Annotated in this window: 14 protein-coding genes and 1 pseudogene; 10 read left to right on the forward strand and 5 right to left on the reverse strand. The window is 58.6% G+C overall.

The window, feature by feature from the left end; all coding sequences use genetic code 11:
- The first annotated feature begins 78 nt into the window (after positions 1–78).
- From ABGT83_RS07220 to ABGT83_RS07230, 3 genes are read left to right on the forward strand one after another with little or no spacing between them, the layout of a single operon-like run.
- Positions 79–699, forward strand: coding sequence for an MptD family putative ECF transporter S component (locus ABGT83_RS07220; protein WP_283831885.1), 621 nt, complete (start codon positions 79–81; stop codon positions 697–699).
- Positions 700–724: 25 nt separating this feature from the next.
- The gene (locus tag ABGT83_RS07225) at positions 725–1,462 is read left to right on the forward strand and encodes an energy-coupling factor transporter transmembrane component T (protein WP_283831884.1); all 738 of its coding nucleotides are present in this window, start codon (positions 725–727) and stop codon (positions 1,460–1,462) included.
- Positions 1,459–3,054: an ABC transporter ATP-binding protein gene (locus ABGT83_RS07230; RefSeq protein WP_283831883.1), complete on the forward strand. Its 1,596-nt coding sequence runs from the start codon at positions 1,459–1,461 to the stop codon at positions 3,052–3,054. Before ABGT83_RS07225 ends, ABGT83_RS07230 begins: the two co-directional genes overlap by 4 nt.
- Positions 3,055–3,768: 714 nt before the next feature.
- Here the strand turns inward: ABGT83_RS07230 and ABGT83_RS07235 are convergent.
- A complete protein-coding gene (locus ABGT83_RS07235) occupies positions 3,769–4,182 on the reverse strand; it encodes a helix-turn-helix domain-containing protein (protein ID WP_022349661.1) in 414 nt (137 codons plus the stop codon).
- 140 nt (positions 4,183–4,322) lie between these two features.
- Here ABGT83_RS07235 and ABGT83_RS07240 point away from each other — a divergent pair, with 140 nt between their 5' ends.
- The 3 genes from ABGT83_RS07240 to ABGT83_RS07250 are packed head-to-tail and all read left to right on the forward strand — an operon-like array spanning position 4,323 to position 6,029.
- A complete protein-coding gene (locus ABGT83_RS07240; RefSeq protein WP_006681531.1) occupies positions 4,323–4,526 on the forward strand; it encodes a hypothetical protein in 204 nt (67 codons plus the stop codon).
- A 1-nt stretch (position 4,527) separates the two neighbouring features.
- Positions 4,528–5,598 carry a site-specific integrase gene (locus ABGT83_RS07245; RefSeq protein WP_022349660.1) on the forward strand — a complete coding sequence of 357 codons (1,071 nt, stop codon included), beginning with the start codon at positions 4,528–4,530 and terminating at the stop codon, positions 5,596–5,598.
- Positions 5,599–5,603: 5 nt separating this feature from the next.
- Positions 5,604–6,029, forward strand: a complete 426-nt coding sequence (locus ABGT83_RS07250; RefSeq protein ID WP_032746262.1) for a plasmid mobilization protein — start codon at positions 5,604–5,606, stop codon at positions 6,027–6,029.
- A 3-nt stretch (positions 6,030–6,032) separates the two neighbouring features.
- Here the strand turns inward: ABGT83_RS07250 and ABGT83_RS07255 are convergent, their stop codons facing one another.
- Genes ABGT83_RS07255 through ABGT83_RS07270 form a run of 4 tightly spaced genes read right to left on the reverse strand, consistent with a single transcriptional unit; the run spans position 6,033 to position 12,631 of the window.
- The gene (locus tag ABGT83_RS07255) at positions 6,033–7,736 is read right to left on the reverse strand and encodes a DUF262 domain-containing protein (protein ID WP_346686688.1); all 1,704 of its coding nucleotides are present in this window, start codon (positions 7,734–7,736) and stop codon (positions 6,033–6,035) included.
- A 51-nt stretch (positions 7,737–7,787) separates the two neighbouring features.
- The gene (locus ABGT83_RS07260; protein ID WP_346686690.1) at positions 7,788–8,873 is read right to left on the reverse strand and encodes a DUF4238 domain-containing protein; all 1,086 of its coding nucleotides are present in this window, start codon (positions 8,871–8,873) and stop codon (positions 7,788–7,790) included.
- Positions 8,874–8,916: 43 nt separating this feature from the next.
- A complete protein-coding gene (locus ABGT83_RS07265; RefSeq protein ID WP_022349655.1) occupies positions 8,917–11,979 on the reverse strand; it encodes a type III restriction-modification system endonuclease in 3,063 nt (1,020 codons plus the stop codon).
- Between the two features lies 1 nt (position 11,980).
- A complete protein-coding gene (locus tag ABGT83_RS07270; protein WP_199408098.1) occupies positions 11,981–12,631 on the reverse strand; it encodes a hypothetical protein in 651 nt (216 codons plus the stop codon).
- Positions 12,632–13,306: 675 nt separating this feature from the next.
- On the opposite strand from ABGT83_RS07270, the gene tet(W) reads away from it, so the two are divergent.
- From tet(W) to ABGT83_RS07285, 4 genes and pseudogenes are all read left to right on the forward strand, one after another.
- Entirely contained in the window at positions 13,307–15,226 is a 1,920-nt protein-coding gene (gene tet(W), locus ABGT83_RS07275; RefSeq protein WP_346686693.1) for a tetracycline resistance ribosomal protection protein Tet(W), read from the forward strand.
- A gap of 74 nt (positions 15,227–15,300) precedes the next feature.
- On the forward strand, positions 15,301–15,447 hold the full coding sequence (locus tag ABGT83_RS13460) for a hypothetical protein (protein WP_428994603.1): 147 nt from the start codon (positions 15,301–15,303) through the stop codon (positions 15,445–15,447).
- Positions 15,401–15,502: pseudogene (locus ABGT83_RS13465) on the forward strand (hypothetical protein); the annotation flags it as partial. The gene ABGT83_RS13460 and the pseudogene ABGT83_RS13465, both read left to right, overlap by 47 nt.
- Before the next feature lie 84 nt (positions 15,503–15,586).
- Entirely contained in the window at positions 15,587–16,261 is a 675-nt protein-coding gene (locus tag ABGT83_RS07285; protein WP_428994606.1) for a DUF4368 domain-containing protein, read from the forward strand.
- Positions 16,262–16,421 lie beyond the last annotated feature (160 nt).

Here is a 16,421-nt window from a genome sequence, read left to right on the forward strand (position 1 = left end):
AAAATGGATTGTTGTTGCATATGGCTAACTTCATAGAAGATGCGGCGGCCGAAGAGCCGCACGGGAAAGGATTCGCACATGAAAATCACTGGGAACGCATCCGCTTCCACGTCGAAAACGGGAGGGAGACTCGTAGGAAAAGATCTCATCAACATAGGCATCTTCACGGCGATCTACTTCGTCGTCGTGTTTGCCGTGGCGTGCCTGGGGTTCATCCCCATCCTCATGGCGGCGATTTGCGGAATCGTTCCGCTCGTCGCGGGCATCCCGTACATGCTTTTCCTCACGCGCGCCCGCAAGTTCGGAATGATCACGATACTCGGCCTGCTCATCGGCATCATCATGTTCATCACCGGTATGGGATACTTCTCCATCGCGACGGGTCTCGTTTTCGGGCTTATCGCCGACCTCGTCTGGAAATCAGGCGGCTATGCGTCGGCATCGCGCGCCATCCTGTCTCACGGCATATTCAGTTGCTGGATCATCGGCAACTTCCTCCCCTTCCTCCTCACCGCCGACACGTACCTGCCCACCGTGCGCGCTCAATACGGCGACGCCTACGTGAACGAACTCATGACCTACCTGCAACCGGAGCTCTATCCGATCCTGCTCGTAGCATGCTTCGTCGCAGGAATCATCGGCGGCTTCATAGGACGCGCCGTCCTAAAGAAGCACTTCAAGCGCGCAGGCATCGCGTAGAAACGTCACGAGAGGGTCTTGGACGATGGAGCTGCTTCGGTCAAATGCGGGAGAGCGGACAGTGCGGCTCGACCCGCGCACGAAGATGGTGATGCTGTTCGCAGTCTCGACGGTGCTCCTGCTCGGAGGAAACGGGGGCGCGATGTTCGCCGTGCGCACGGCGATGCTGCTGTTCCCCTTCGGTTTGCTCGCGATATCGGGGCGCACACGCGCAGCGGGGCTCATGCTCGCGGCGTATCTTGGGACCTACGCGCTCGCTGCGTTCGCCGCGCCCGCGCTTGAAGGCATGGCGAGCACGGTCATCGTGGCAACGGCGACGGTGGTCTCCCGCTTCGTGCCCACGCTCGCGCTCGCGTACTTCGTGTTCGCCACGACGACGGTATCCGAGTTCATGGCGGCCATGGCGCGCATGCGCATGCCCGACTGGATTACCATCCCGCTGTCGGTGCTGTTCAGGTTCTTCCCCACGCTCGGCCAAGAAGCGCGGGCGATCAACTCCGCCATGCGGATGCGAAACATCACCCCGACCTCCCGCGGGTTCGCCTATGCGGAGAACTGTCTGGTTCCGCTCATGAGCTGCGCCGTCTCCATCGGCGAAGACTTATCCGCGGCCGCGCTGGCCAGGGGTCTCGGCGCGCCCTGGCCGAGGACGAACATCGCTAGCATCGGGTTCACGCCGGTCGATGCGGCGGTTATCGCCGCGTCGCTTGCCGCAACGGCAATCCTCGCTTTGGGCCTTGCTTTCCCGGGGGCGATCGCATGAAAAAAGAAACGAAGACCGAGGCTCCCGTTCTTTTCATGGACGACGTTTCGTTCTCCTATGCAGGAGGGCGCTCCGGATCGGGCGTCGAGGGAATTTCCCTGTCGCTCGGGAAGGGCGAGGTGGCTCTGCTGTGCGGACGCTCCGGCTGCGGCAAGACCACCGTCACGCGGCTCGCGAACGGCCTCGCCCCGCATTTCTACGAAGGGTCGGAAACCGGCACCGTGCGCGTGTGCGGCCTCGATGTCGCACACGCGCAGCTCTGGGAAACCGCGCGATTCGTCGGCAGCGTCTTTCAGAATCCCAAAACCCAGTTCTACAGCGTGGGTGTCCGAGGAGAAATAGCCTTCGGGTGCGAGAACTTGGGATTCGAGCCTGCCGACATCGAACGGCGGGTGGACGCCGCGGCAAAGGAGTTCAATCTAACACCCCTGATCGACGAAAGCCTCTTTTCTCTCTCGGGCGGTCAGAAGCAGCGCGTGGCGTGTTCAAGCGCCGCGGCTACGTCTCCCGCGCTCATCGTGCTGGACGAACCGTCGTCCAACCTCGACTTCGAGGCGATCGTACAGCTTCGATCGGCCATCGCGCGCTGGAAGACCGAAGGGGTCGCCGTGCTCGTGGCGGAGCACCGGCTCCACTACCTCGAAGGAATTGTGGATCACGTGCTTTACCTCGAAAACGGCCGCCTCGCGCACCGATGGACGGCTGAGGAGTTCGCGCGGCTCGACGACGCCGAGCGCATACAGCTCGGTCTGCGCGCACGAAGCATCGACGACATCTTCCGAAACAGCGGTTGCTGTGGCACCCCAGCGATGTCCAATGCGCAAAAGGCAACGCTCGGAAAAAACGTGGTGCGCTTCGAGAACCTGACAGCACGCTTCCGGAAAAACGGAGTCCTCGAGAAAACCCTCGAGATCGCCAGCCTCGAGCTTCCCGCCGGAAGCATCACGGCGCTTGTCGGCGCATGCGGCGCTGGAAAGTCGACGTTCGCCGAAGCCGTATGCGGCCTCAACCGATGCGACGGAACCGTAACTTTGGACGGAACTCGTCTGGGAAAGCGCGCTCGCAGGCGCACGTGCTTCATGGTCATGCAGGATGCGAGCCACCAGCTCTTCTCGGAAAGCGTGCTCGACGAGGTGACGCTCGGCATGGAAGGACCCGACCGGCAACAACGCGGCCTCGACATCCTGCGCGACCTCGACCTCGATCCGTTCGCCGAAGATCACCCACTGTCGCTTTCGGGCGGGCAACGCCAGCGCGTCGCAATCGCCCAAGCGCTTGCCACCAACCGGGCGCTCGTCGTCTACGACGAGCCGACGAGCGGTCTCGACCTCTTCCACATGCGACAGGTCGCCGAAGGCATCCGCCGCGTGCGTGAACGGGGCATCACGCAGGTCGTCATCACGCACGATCCGGAGTTCGCGCTATCGTGCTGCACGCACGTCGCCGTAATGGACAGGGGGAGAATCACGGAGACTTACCCGCTCGAAGAAAGCGGCATCAGCCGGCTAGCGTCCTTCTTCTGGTCGAAATACCATACAGGAGAAGAGGATCCGCCAATCCGCAAGACTCCTTCTTCGCGGCAGAAGGAGTGAGCCGTCGGGATACGATCGATAACAGGAAGTAACCACGGATAGACCAAGAGCAGAATTGCAAAAACAGACCACTTTTCTTTTGTAGAGTGGGAGTAGGCTGATAGGGTTCTGACCTGCATTTTTGAGTGCCGCACTGTGCCGCTGAGTTTCGTTTCGTACGAGAGTCATGGCAAAGCCGCCAGCGATGTTGGTGAGTAAATACGATAACCGAGCCTCCGTTCCCGCGTTGGGACGGAGGCTTTTTCTTTGTCGTTTTACTCCCTTTCACCTGCGATTTCGCAATTTACTCCCCCGTGTTTCAAGACGGCAAGGCACGGTGCGGCATTCGGAGGAACGGGAGTAAGGATTCATCCCAAGTGAGTAGACGCGCGATTTTTGTCTCCGAGAGCCAAACGGGGCCGTTTCGGGGCCTGTGAAACTCAAATCGAACTCAATAGGCTTTTCGGCGGTCTTCTCACAGCGTTTTCCCAGGTGGTTAATGGGGAGTAAAGAATCTCGCCGCCTCAATGAAAACGGGAGTAACCAGGGGAAATGCCGCGGCGTACTGCCGCGTGCCGCCGTGTAAGCCACCGCGTCATTTACTCCCCAGGTGCGCCGGAAATGCCTTGGCATGCAATGGGGAGTAAAAACTCAGCTTACGCAGGCCCGAGCGGCGCTCGCCGCCTGGTCCACCGTCCTGATTCGGTTGCGTTGATCGCGAAATGCGGAGAGCCGCTACAGCGAGGCTTTCCAGTCCTCGTATTCGTCGGCGTCGATCTTGCCGTTTTCGAGCTGCGCGCGCTTCTCTGCCCACAGTTCGATCGCCATCGCGGCTTTGGGCGCGTGCGGCGCCTTGGGGTTCAGGGAGAGGCCCGTGCCGTCGGCTGCGGGCACGATGCCGAAGGAGTCCTCGAGCCGCACGAGCAGCGACATGAGGTCGCCCGCAGTCTCGACGCCGTAATCCTTGAGGGCGTTGACGGACACGCCGAGCGCCGCGGAGATGGACTCGAGCAGCTCGGGCTTCACGGCGCGGATGCCGCTCTCGTAGTGGCGCACGGCCCCCTCGGTCAGGCCGACCGCCTCGGCGAGCTGCGCCTGCGTCATGCCGCGCGACTTGCGGTACCGCCTTATGTTCTCGCCTACGGACATGAGCCCTCCTCCTGGAATTACGTACCAGCACATCTTATCAGCGTACGCAAATGTACGCAATTCTATTGACAGTACAGATATGTACGTTTACTCTGAATCTGTGAACCGTACGTATCCGTACGCCATTGATTGGAGGAGCCATGGACGAGAAGGTGGCGAAGACGCCGAGGCCGCACATGCTGGACGCCGACGAGGTCGCGGAGCTGCTGAGGATCAAGAAAGGCAGCGCCTACGAGGTGATCAGGAAGATAAACGCCGAGCAGGAGGCGCGCGGGCGCGTGGTCATCCGCGGGCGCGTTCGAAGCGACGTCTTCGACGCCCTGTACTTCCCGGAGGTGGACTGACATGCCCGTGTACAAGGACGACGGCAACGGCACGTTCTACGTGCAGTGCTACTACCGCGACGCCCGCGGCTCGAAGCGCCACAAGACGAAGCGCGGCTTCTCCTCCGAGGTGGAGGCCGCAGTGTGGGAGAGCCAGTTCAAGAGCCTTAACGGCGGGGCCATGGACATGACGTTCTCCGAGTTCGTCGAGGTGTACGCCTCCGAGGTGAAGCCGCGCATACGCGAGCACACGTGGATCACCAAGGAGTACATCATCAACGACAAGCTCGTGCCGTTCTTCGGGGACATGCGCATGTGCGACGTGAGGCCGATCGACGTCATCAGGTGGCAAAACGAGCTCACCGAGCACCGGGACGCCGACGGGAAGCCCTGGGCACCGACGTACCTGCGCACAGTGAACAACCAGCTCAACGCCATCTTCAACCACGCCGAGCGCTACTACGGCCTCAGCGACAACCCGGTGCGCAGGGTCGACAAGATAGGCTCGAAGAAGGGCGGCGAGATGCAGTTCTGGACCAAGGACGAGTACCTGAGGTTCAGCGAGGCCGTCATGGACAAGCCTCTCTCATTCCACGCCTTCGAGCTGCTTTACTGGACGGGCATACGCTGCGGCGAGCTCCTGGCGCTCACGCCGTCCGACTTCATGCTGGAGAGCTCGCGGCTGCGCATCAACAAGTCGTACCAGAGCCTCAACGGCGTTGACACCGTGACCGACCCCAAGACGCCCAAGTCCGTGCGCACGATCGTCATGCCCGCCTTCCTGCGCGACGAGATGGCGGACTTCATCGAGATGCGCGACGACGTCGCCCCCGACGAGCGCCTGTTCGCCGTGACCAAGCACTTCCTGGCCCACGAGATGGAGCGCGGGTGCAAGGCGTCGGGCGTGAAGCGCATCCGCATACACGACATACGCCACAGCCATGTGAGCCTGCTGATAGAGATGGGCTTCTCCGCGCTGGCCATCGCCGAGCGCATGGGCCACGAGGCGGTGGACATCACCTACCGCTACGCGCACCTGTTCCCCACGAAGCAGGACGAGATGGCCGCCGCGCTCGACGGGGCGAGGGGGTAAGAAGGATGCCGTGCGAGAACAGCGCCCGCAAGCGCAGCAAGACGATGGCGTTCCGCTGCACGCCCGAGGAGCGCAAGCTCATATGCGAGATGGCAGCCTGGAGCGGCATGAACAGGCAGGACTACATCATCGCCAAGCTCACCGATACCCAGGTCGAGGTGAGGCCCTCCGTGAGCGTGCAGAAGGCACTGAGGGACTCGATGGCGGAATTGGCCAAGGAGGTGCGGCTGGCGGCCTCCTACGGCGAGCTGAGCGAGTCCCTGCAACAGAGAATTGAGCACGTGATGAGGTTCTTCCTAGCGCTCGGCGAGCCTGTTGACGCGCCGACGGAAGAGACATCGCCACGAACTACGTTTTTGGAAGAGCCGGTTCCATCCGTCATCGATGCGGGTTCCGACACCGCAAGCATCTTCGAGATGGGACGCAGGTAGGGCCTAGCGCCAGACCTCCAACGCCTTGTCCGCAAGCCATTCGGCGCGATCGGCGATATCGCCCTCGTTCCAAGACTCCTTCTCTAGGGCATCGGCCATGGTCGCAAGGCCGGCGGCGCAGAGGGCCAAGCCGTCCTTGTATCCCTTTCCCTGCTTCTTGGTGGTCCAATCGGCATCGCGGATGGAGGCGTTGAGCGAATGCGTGATGATGGCGAGGTTGCCGAGCGTGAGGAGCTTCCGGTCCCTTCGCGTGGCAGCCTCATCGTCGAGGGCTCCCCATTTGTTTCGCCACTTCTTGGGCATCATGTGCTCGAGGGTGTACTGGTTGAACCCGAGCAGGGCCGTGCTGCTCATGCCTGGGCGAATGGCGCTTTCCAGCAGATAGAGGACGCCCTTGGACTGGAGGTTGTACAGACACGATTCCTCGAATGCCGCTCGAACCTCGGCGTCGCCGGGCATGTACGTCGTCGCCTCGTCATTGGCTTCGAGAGCCTTCCTCAGCGCCTCCGCGTCCTTCACCCCGTTCAGGATCAGCGAGGTGAACAGCCTGTTGTAGTTCTTCGTGGTCGCCTGAACCAGCGTTCGGCGGACGATGTAGGTCTCAAGCAGGGCGAAGACCTCGGATTCCTCGCCCGAAGACTCCGCGTTCTTGCGAACGTAGAGCACGTACGGGATGAGCGTCGAGTTCTTGAGGCCGAATATGAGCACGTTCAGGCGCTCGATGCCGGGGGCGGAGGGGATGTCCGCGTCGCAGTAGCTTGGGTCAAACGTGGACTCGAACACCTTGGCATACGCCTTCATGCTGCTGAGGATCTCGTCCTTGTCTCCGTTGCAGTACCTGCCGATGAAGTCCTTGTAGGACTGGAAGAGGTTCGAAGTACGCGAATAGAAGAGCTTGTCCTCGGTCGTGACGCCACGCCTCTTGTCCTGAACCAGGATCTGGAGGAACGCGTCGAAGAAGAGGTCGACGAGCGTGCGCTTGATGCGCCCGGTAACGATCTCCTGCTCCCAATACTCCCTCTTCTCAGCCGTGGGCTCGAAGACGTCTTCCCAGCACTCCTTGAACGCCTGCTCGTTCTCGCGGTTGAAGAAGTAGTTCTTAAGGAGCTCCGCCGTCGTCAGGCGCACCCCGAGCGAGTTGATGGTGTCGAATATCTGCTGCTCGTCCTCGCCCTCGGTAAGATCGATGCAGACGAACTGGACGTTCGACTTGATCGTGTTCCTGTCGACCTTCTCCGGGTCGATATTCTTGAGGAAGTAGTTGTAGGCAAGGACGATGGCCGAGGAGCCCTCGAGGGGTTCGCAGCCCGTGGCGCTGACGACCTTTTCGAAATCCTGCCGGTCGTACTTGCCGTGCCGCAAGGCGACATCGCCGGTCTCCAGGACGAAATCTCGCTCAAACAAATTGTTGGTGCCGTTTTTTGCACAGAGTGCCTTGAAGAAGATGACCATGGTCGTGAGTCGCTGCTGGCCGTCGATGACGGTGCGAACCTCGGAGACCTCGGACCAGGTGTTGCCGGAGGAGGCCTGCTTCAGGATGATGGAGCCCAGGAAATAGGGCCGCTTCGAGGCCGTGACGAACTCCATGTCGCCGAGGAAACGCTCCCATTGCTCTTCTCCCCAGACGTACGCCCTTTGGTAAAAAGGTATTTCGAGCAGGCGCGATCCGTTGAACACGCCGCTTATCGTTGCTTTTCCTGCATCCATCCTTAAAGCCCTATCTATCCTTTGCGGTTATTGCTGGCGGGGTCAATTTTATCAATACGCTGCTTGACCCTTTAATGTTCCCGGTCCTTGCCGTCTTCTCCCCAGAAGGTGCTCGAAGATGATGCGCAGGTCCTCGTCATCAAGGCAGCCGCCCTCGAGGCAGCCACGGTCGATGGTATCGATCATCGTCTGCCCCTTCTTCTTCGAGCGGTCGTAGATCACTGTGTCGAGGGATAGCTCCCTGCCGTCGCGCGTGAACATCTCGTGCATGAATTCGGCACTGTTCGCTTGACTCCAATCGCGTACCGCGTGCTCGAGCGGGCCGCTTCCCCTCGATATGGCGACATCCCAATGCTCGCAGTTAAGCAGAAGAAGTCGGTTCATGAACTCGACGCCCGAAAAACCGAGTCTCGCAAACGGCGGAAATAGAGGGTCATCTGAAAAGACCGCAGCATACTCACTGCTCAACGGCATATACGCGAGATGAAAATCGTACGAGTCGTCCTCGGGCCCGATGATGAACATAGGCATCGACGTCGTAACGAACCCTGAGCCGACGGGTGCCCTAAGGATGGAGAAGCTCTTCTCAAAAAAAGCCTTTCGAATACGGTTAACTGGCACAATATCATCGTTGGAGAAGAGCATGGTTGCGGCGGCGGCAAGCTCGACCACCGCTTGGGAATCCCCGCGCCAATCCGACCAATCGAGCAAGCCGAGCTCATAGGGTGTCAGATGAACGTTTCTGAGCAGCTCTTCGGCAGTCTCGCGTGACCATTTCTTGTCGACGCGCATACTGATAGGGTGCCGGACGATGATATTTGCTGCCAGCTCGCAAACGGCGGCTTTCCCATCAGAATACCCTTCGTCTTCGCACTGGTCTTCTTTCTGGCGTTCCAAAAAGCGATCGTAAAGCGGCGCGATGCGGCTCTCGAGCTCAGATAGCTTAACCTCGATGAGGTTCTGCGCATAGAATCTGTCTGTCGCATCGCCTGTCGCATCGGCATGCTCGACCTCATAAAGATCGCGCATGCTGCAAAGGTTCTCGCAATTCGTGCGGAAGAAGGAGCCCTTCTGTCTGCTGTAGGCATGAAGCTGCCCGGAGGAATCCGCGAAATGGCGCAGGTAGAACCGCGGCACCCAGTGCTGCTTTCGCGTCATCTTTCCGGGCAGCTTCGACATCCTAAGCCTTCACCGCCTCGTATTGGTAGGTCGTGCGCACGTTGTAATGGAAGTCGTTTCCGAGGTCCAGCGCCTCGAAGTGCTTCTTGGCGCAGCCGATCTTGATCTTCTCCGCGTCGCGCAGGGCGGGCTCGCCGTTCTTGCCGCCCTTGGTCTCGGTCACGAAGTACACGCGGCGCTCGCCGTCGGCCTCCTCGACGTACGCCCAGTCGGGGTTGTAACTGCCGAGCGGCGTGTCGATCTTGAACGCCGAGGGCAATTTCGCGAACACGAGAACCTCCTCCTGCTTGTCTAGAGCCTCGGCAAAGGAGCGCTCGACCCCCGCCGAGTCGTAGACCACGTAGTTGTACAGGCTCTTGCTCGTCATGTCCGGCTTCCACGCGTTCTGCCCAAGGTAGGCCGTGTAGTCGTCAAGCTCGAGGTCGCGCATGGTGTACCACTCGTCCTCGGGAAGGCGCACGTACTTGATGCCCTGGGCGATGAGGTCGTTCTTCACGCGGTTGATCTTGTCGCCGACCTGCGCGAGGAAGGTCGCGGGGTCGATCTCGAACTCGTCGAGGCGGCTGCAGCCCTCGAGGATCGCCTTGATGGTGCCGCGGGTGAGCCCGACGGCGTCCTGCAGCTCTGCGATCGGGTCGGGAAGGTCGTATTTCACCTTTCCCGAAACGGACACCACGGAGGTGCCCGTGCCCTCGGCGCTCACGCCCGCGTCGTCGATGCCCAGCGAGGCACGCTCGCTCGTCACCTGGGGCGGGCGCACGGCGAGCATGCCGTCGACAGCTTCGATGGCATGCTCGATGAGCTTGCCGGAGTCGACCTCGACCTGGAAGCGCGTGCGCTGGCGGATGCGGTCCCACAGGGCCTGGAACGCAGGGTCGAGCGTGACGTCCTTCTGCAGCTCGACCGAGACCTCCTTGGCCTTGTCACGGATCTGGACCCTCTGGGACTTGTGGATGATGATCGCCTCGACCTGCTCCTTGGCAGGCTCGAGCTCGGCGGGGAGCTCGACCTTGCCCTCCTCGGCGGCCGCCTTCAGCTCGGGCGTCACCGCGCCCTTGCCGTCGACCATGCCGGTCGCGACGAGGTGGTCGTAGACCTGCTTGGACTTCTCGTAGCCCAGGCGCTCCTCGACGCCATCATCGCCCTTGACCGTGACCTTCGTGAAGCTCTCCGGAGTGATGACGCCGAACTTGAAGTCCTCAGCCTCAAGCTCCTTCTGCAGGCCGTTGGCGAAGTCGTCGTAGCTCTCGTTCGCGATGACGGTGAGCACGTTCGCCTCTGGGTCGTACAGGCGCTCGCCATCCTGGTTCACGCACAGGCGCAGACCGCGGCCGATCTTCTGGCGCTTGGTCAGGTTGTCCTTTGTCTCGACGAGCGTGCAGATCTGGAACACGTTGGGGTTGTCCCAGCCCTCCTTGAGCGCGGAGTGGCTGAAGACGAAAGAGACGTCCTTGTCCGCGTCCTTGCCGTCCGGGAAGGAGATGAGCGTCTCCTTCTTCTGCATGATGAGCTCGAAGGCCCCGGCGTCGTCGGCGGTGCCGGCGGCTCCCTTGGAGTCCTTGAACTTGCCCTTCTTGTCCTTGGCGAAGTATCCCTGGTGCACGGCGTGGGGGTCGCGCACCAGCGGGGCGCCGACGGCTTCGTAGCACTCGAGCCACGTGCCCTTGCCGATCCCCGCCGCCTTTGCGATGCGACGAGGCGCCTTCGAGTTCAGGGCACCTGCGTACTCCTCCTCAAACATCAGGGCGTACAGGCCGTCGTGGACTTCGGGCTCGTAGACGCGGTATCGGTCGACGCGGTCGATGAAGAAGAGCGAGAGCACCTTCACGCCGCGCGGCCACAGCTCGAACTGGCGGGCCAGGTGGTCCTCGATGGTGCGGCGGATCTGCGCGCGCTTGACGACCTCCTCGTTGACGTCGCCCAGCGCCTCGCCGAGCTCGAGCACCTCGCCGTTCTGGAACTCTATGAACTCGTCGCCCACTGCGGCGCCGATGTTGTTGACCACCCAGCCGCTCTCGTAGTCGCTGTTCTCGCCGCTCTTCTGGTAGAGGTCGTTGCCGGTCTTCACCGTGACGGCCTTGCGCTTCTGCGTGCCGTCGGCCTGGCGCACGTCGATGGACACCTTGGCGGAGAACGGGTCGGACTTGACGGACTCGAGCCTCACGTACGCGCCGTTGAGGTTCGCCTCGGCCTTGATCGAGTCCACGCAGATGCCCTTCACCAGGTGGCGCTCGAAGGCGTCGACCGGCGTGAGGCGGTAGATCATGTTGTAGGCCTGCTTGTGCGTGGCCGAGTAGCGCAGCACGAACAGCGGGTTCAGGCTCTTGATGGCGGCCTTGGCCTGCTTGGTGTTGTCGACGCTCTGGGGCTCGTCGATGATGACGACGGGCTTGCAGGCGCTCACGAGCTCGCGAGGGCTGAAGCCGCCGGTGAGCTTCTCGCTGGGACGGTGGAAGAGGTTGCCCTCCTTCGCGGTGCCATCCTTCTCGAGGCCCTTGTTGAACGCGTCGATGTTGATGACCATGACCTGGATGGAGCTCGACGTGGCGAAGTTACCCACCGGCCCCATGTCCTTCGAGTCGTACACGAAGTAGTCGAGCGGCGTGCGGTCGTAGAGCGTCTCGAAGTGCCTGCGGGTGGTCTGGAGGCTCTTGAGGACGCCCTCGCGGATGGCCACGCTCGGCACGACGATAACGAACTTGGTGATGCCGTAGCGGCGGTTTAGCTCGTAGATGGAGCGGATGTAGACGTAGGTCTTGCCGGTGCCGGTCTCCATCTCGACGGTGAAGTCTCGCAGGCGCCCATCGGTGAGGACGTCGGTTGCCGGGAGGCAGCCCTCCTCCTGCACGGCGTGCAGGTTGTCGAGGAGCTGGCCCGGCGCCACGCGAAGCTCGTTGCCGTGGCCGACCATGAGCTCGCCGATTGCCGTCTGGCCTTTGCGGCCGGAATCGGCGGAGAATACGCTGCCAATAAATTGTTGTCCGCGGAACAGGTCGCAGGTTGCTTCGATGGCCTCCAGCTGGTGCTGCTGGTCGGATGAGAACTTGAACTCGAGCGCCGCCATGCTAGACCGTCCTCAATTCGATCTCACAGCCCATGCGCTCGCCGGCGTGCTTGAAGATCTGCACGGCGTTGAGCTTGAGGGTGTCGTCGAGGACGGAATCGAGGATGAGAACGCGCCTGGGCTCCATGTCGGCGATGGCCTCGAGCGCCTCAATGGTGAGGCCTCGGGACATGCAGCAGACGAGCTCGTCGCAAGCGACGGACCAGATGGGATAGCCCGCGGCTTCAGACTTCTCGACGGGCAGCGTGAGCTCGAGGCCCCATTTGAGCATCATCTCGAAGACGATATCCATATCGGAGCGATCGGGCTTGACCACGTCGAAGAGGAGCTGACCGGGCTCGGGCTTCTCAATGCCGGACTCATCGAGCTCGAACACACGGAAGCCGATGTCGGGAAGCTGCTTGGGTCCCTCGCCAAGCTTGAGTTGACGGTTGGATTCCTCGAGCTCGGTTTTGATTTTGTCGCCTGCGCGGCGAATGCGTCCTTCGCCTATGTCGCAGAGAGTCTCATACCCGTCCTTGTAGGCGTCGCGTTTCGGGTCACAAGGCTCTGGAAGCTGGACAAGGATAAACTGATAGCGATCATCTTTTCCGAGCTCCTGCAGGAACATGGCATGGGCGGTCGATGCTGAGCCTGAGAAAAAATCAAGCACAATATCACCCGTGCTTAGATGCTCATGTACGGTAAGGAAGCAAGCAACCGAAAACAAGAGATAGACCGCCAGCACTACACTATTCCGAACCAAAGACCAAAAGATAAGCATTGTGGGAAAATCTAAACTTTTGGATTTTCCTACAATGCCAACTACGGCGGAATCCCTCCCACTCCTTATATCTTTCTGTATACATTGAATTTGTATTTAGTAAAATGCAGACAACACCACGGATCGGCTTTTGGTTGGACAATTCCAACCAAACACCACAGCAGACAGCAGAAAACATTCTGAACGCTAGGAAGCCGGTATGATTGTTACATATAAGGGGAAGAAAAATTTCTTTTAGGTACTTGCTTTCCTAAAACTGATGTGATACAATGATTTAAACCAGAAAAGGAGTAAAAAATATGCGGCAAGGTATTCTTAAATAAAACTATAATCAAATAGTGGGAACAAAGGATTATGATAGCTCCTTTTGTAGGTGCTTAGTTTTTTGTACCCAATTTAAGAATACTTTTGCCTTATCAATTTTGACATATCCCCAAAAACAGCAATCACAAACAGGTGTATGCTGTATATGTGTATGTCCGCAACTTATAATCCCCAGTGGTAAAAGTATTTTACTGCTGGGGATTTTTATGCCCTTTGGGGCTGTAAAGGGAGGACAATCACATGAAAATAATCAATATTGGAATTCTTGCCCATGTAGACGCTGGAAAGACGACCTTGACGGAGAGCCTGCTATATGCCAGCGGAGCCATTTCAGAACCGGGGAGCGTCGAAAAAGGGACAACGAGGACGGACACCATGTTTTTGGAGCGGCAGCGTGGGATTACCATTCAAGCGGCAGTCACTTCCTTCCAGTGGCACAGATGTAAAGTTAACATTGTGGATACGCCCGGCCACATGGATTTTTTGGCGGAGGTGTACCGCTCTTTGGCTGTTTTAGATGGGGCCATCTTGGTGATCTCCGCTAAAGATGGCGTGCAGGCCCAGACCCGTATTCTGTTCCATGCCCTGCGGAAAATGAACATTCCCACCGTTATCTTTATCAACAAGATCGACCAGGCTGGCGTTGATTTGCAGAGCGTGGTTCAGTCTGTTCGGGATAAGCTCTCCGCCGATATTATCATCAAGCAGACGGTGTCGCTGTCCCCGGAAATAGTCCTGGAGGAAAATACCGACATAGAAGCATGGGATGCGGTCATCGAAAATAACGATGAATTATTGGAAAAGTATATCGCAGGAGAACCAATCAGCCGGGAAAAACTTGCGCGGGAGGAACAGCAGCGGGTTCAAGACGCCTCCCTGTTCCCAGTCTATCATGGCAGCGCCAAAAATGGCCTTGGCATTCAACCGTTGATGGATGCGGTGACAGGGCTGTTCCAACCGATTGGGGAACAGGGGGGCGCCGCCCTATGCGGCAGCGTTTTCAAGGTTGAGTACACCGATTGCGGCCAGCGGCGTGTCTATCTACGGTTATACAGCGGAACGCTGCGCCTGCGGGATACGGTGGCCCTGGCCGGGAGAGAAAAGCTGAAAATCACAGAGATGCGTATTCCATCCAAAGGGGAAATTGTTCGGACAGACACCGCTTATCAGGGTGAAATTGTTATCCTTCCCAGCGACAGCGTGAGGTTAAACGATGTATTAGGGGACCAAACCCGGCTCCCTCGTAAAAGGTGGCGCGAGGACCCCCTCCCCATGCTGCGGACGACGATTGCGCCGAAAACGGCAGCGCAAAGAGAACGGCTGCTGGACGCTCTTACGCAACTTGCGGATACTGACCCGCTTTTGCGTTGCGAAGTGGATTCCATCACCCATGAGATCATTCTTTCTTTTTTGGGCCGGGTGCAGTTGGAGGTTGTTTCCGCTTTGCTGTCGGAAAAATACAAGCTTGAAACAGTGGTAAAGGAACCCTCCCTCATTTATATGGAGCGGCCGCTCAAAGCAGCCAGCCACACCATCCATATCGAGGTGCCGCCCAACCCGTTTTGGGCATCCATAGGACTGTCTGTTACACCACTCTCGCTTGGCTCCGGTGTACAATACGAGAGCCGGGTTTCGCTGGGATACTTGAACCAGAGTTTTCAAAACGCTGTCAGGGATGGTATCCGTTACGGGCTGGAGCAGGGCTTGTTCGGCTGGAACGTAACGGACTGTAAGATTTGCTTTGAATACGGGCTTTATTACAGTCCGGTCAGCACGCCGGCGGACTTCCGCTCATTGGCCCCGATTGTATTGGAACAGGCATTGAAGGAATCGGGGACGCAGCTGCTGGAACCTTATCTCTCCTTCATCCTCTATGCGCCCCAGGAATACCTTTCCAGGGCTTATCATGATGCACCGAAATACTGTGCCACCATCGAAACGGCCCAGGTAAAAAAGGATGAAGTTGTCTTTACTGGCGAGATTCCCGCCCGCTGTATACAGGCATACCGTACTGATCTGGCCTTTTACACCAACGGGCGGAGCGTATGCCTTACAGAGCTGAAAGGATATCAGGCCGCTGTCGGTCAGCCGGTCATCCAGCCCCGCCGTCCAAACAGCCGCCTGGACAAGGTGCGCCATATGTTTCAGAAGGTAATGTAAAGATACATAATCGTCAAGACGGCAACAATCAGAAGTTATGGAGGGTAACAATGGAATATAGTAAGGAAGATTTAATGGAAGCAAAAAAGCAAATTTGGGGAGTGGGAGAGAACATGGGAACAGAGGAAAGTAAAAAAATCTGGGAGGAGAACGCACAACCTCGAAAACCGAGAGTACACCGGATGTCTGGTGAACTTCAAAACGGAAAAGCCTTCTTATAAGGTCAAGCACAGCATAGAGAACCCCGTCGAGAAGCAGGCCATTTTCGAGAACCACCATGAGCCGATCATCGACAAGGAAACATGGGAACGGGTGCAGGAGTTACGCAAACAGCGCAAACGCCCGAACCGCTACGATGAAGTGGGGCTGTTCTCCGGGATTTTGTTCTGCGCCGACTGCGGCCATGTGCTGTATCAGCAGCGGTATCAGAACAAAGACCGCAAACAGGACTGCTACATCTGCGGCAGCTACAAGAAGCGCACCCGCAACTGTACGGCGCACTTTATCCGCACCGATCTGTTGACCGCTGGTGTCCTGGCAAATCTCCGGCAAGTGACCGAATACGCAGCCAAGCATGAGAGCCGGTTTGTGAAACTACTTGTCCAGCAGAACGAGATCGGCGGCAAGCGAAAGACCGCCGCAGCCATCAAGCAGCTTGAACAGGCGCAGGAACGCATTTCTGAAATCAGCCGCATTATCAAGCGGCTGTATGAGGACAATGTAAACGGCAAAATCAGCGATGAGCGTTTCATGGAACTGTCGGCTGACTACGAAGCCGAGCAAGCGGAGCTGAAAAAGAGAGCCGCCGCCCTGCAAGCCGAACTGGACAAGTCACAGGCAGCTACCGTCAACGCCGAGAAATTTATGGGCATTGTCCGCAAGCACCTTGCCTTTGAAGAACTGACCCCCACTCTCTTGCGGGAAATGATCGAGAAAATTGTGGTGCATGAGTGCAGCTATGATGAGAACGGCACCCGCAGGCAGGACATTGAGATTTATTACAGCTTTGTCGGCAAGATTGACTTGCCCGAATAACCGCCCGACCTATCCGACACAATGGCCAAGTGTCGGATAGGAACGGCAAAATTTTTTGCACTTCTATTGCTTCTTTATCACACATAAGCAAATTCGCAAGGGTTATCAGGCGCTGAAGTAGTTTCGTCGGTTTCGGTCCATCGAAATAGCCCTTTCCGTC

The sequence above is a fragment of the Enteroscipio rubneri genome, from assembly GCF_963929405.1.
In the GTDB taxonomy this organism is placed as follows: domain Bacteria; phylum Actinomycetota; class Coriobacteriia; order Coriobacteriales; family Eggerthellaceae; genus Enteroscipio; species Enteroscipio rubneri.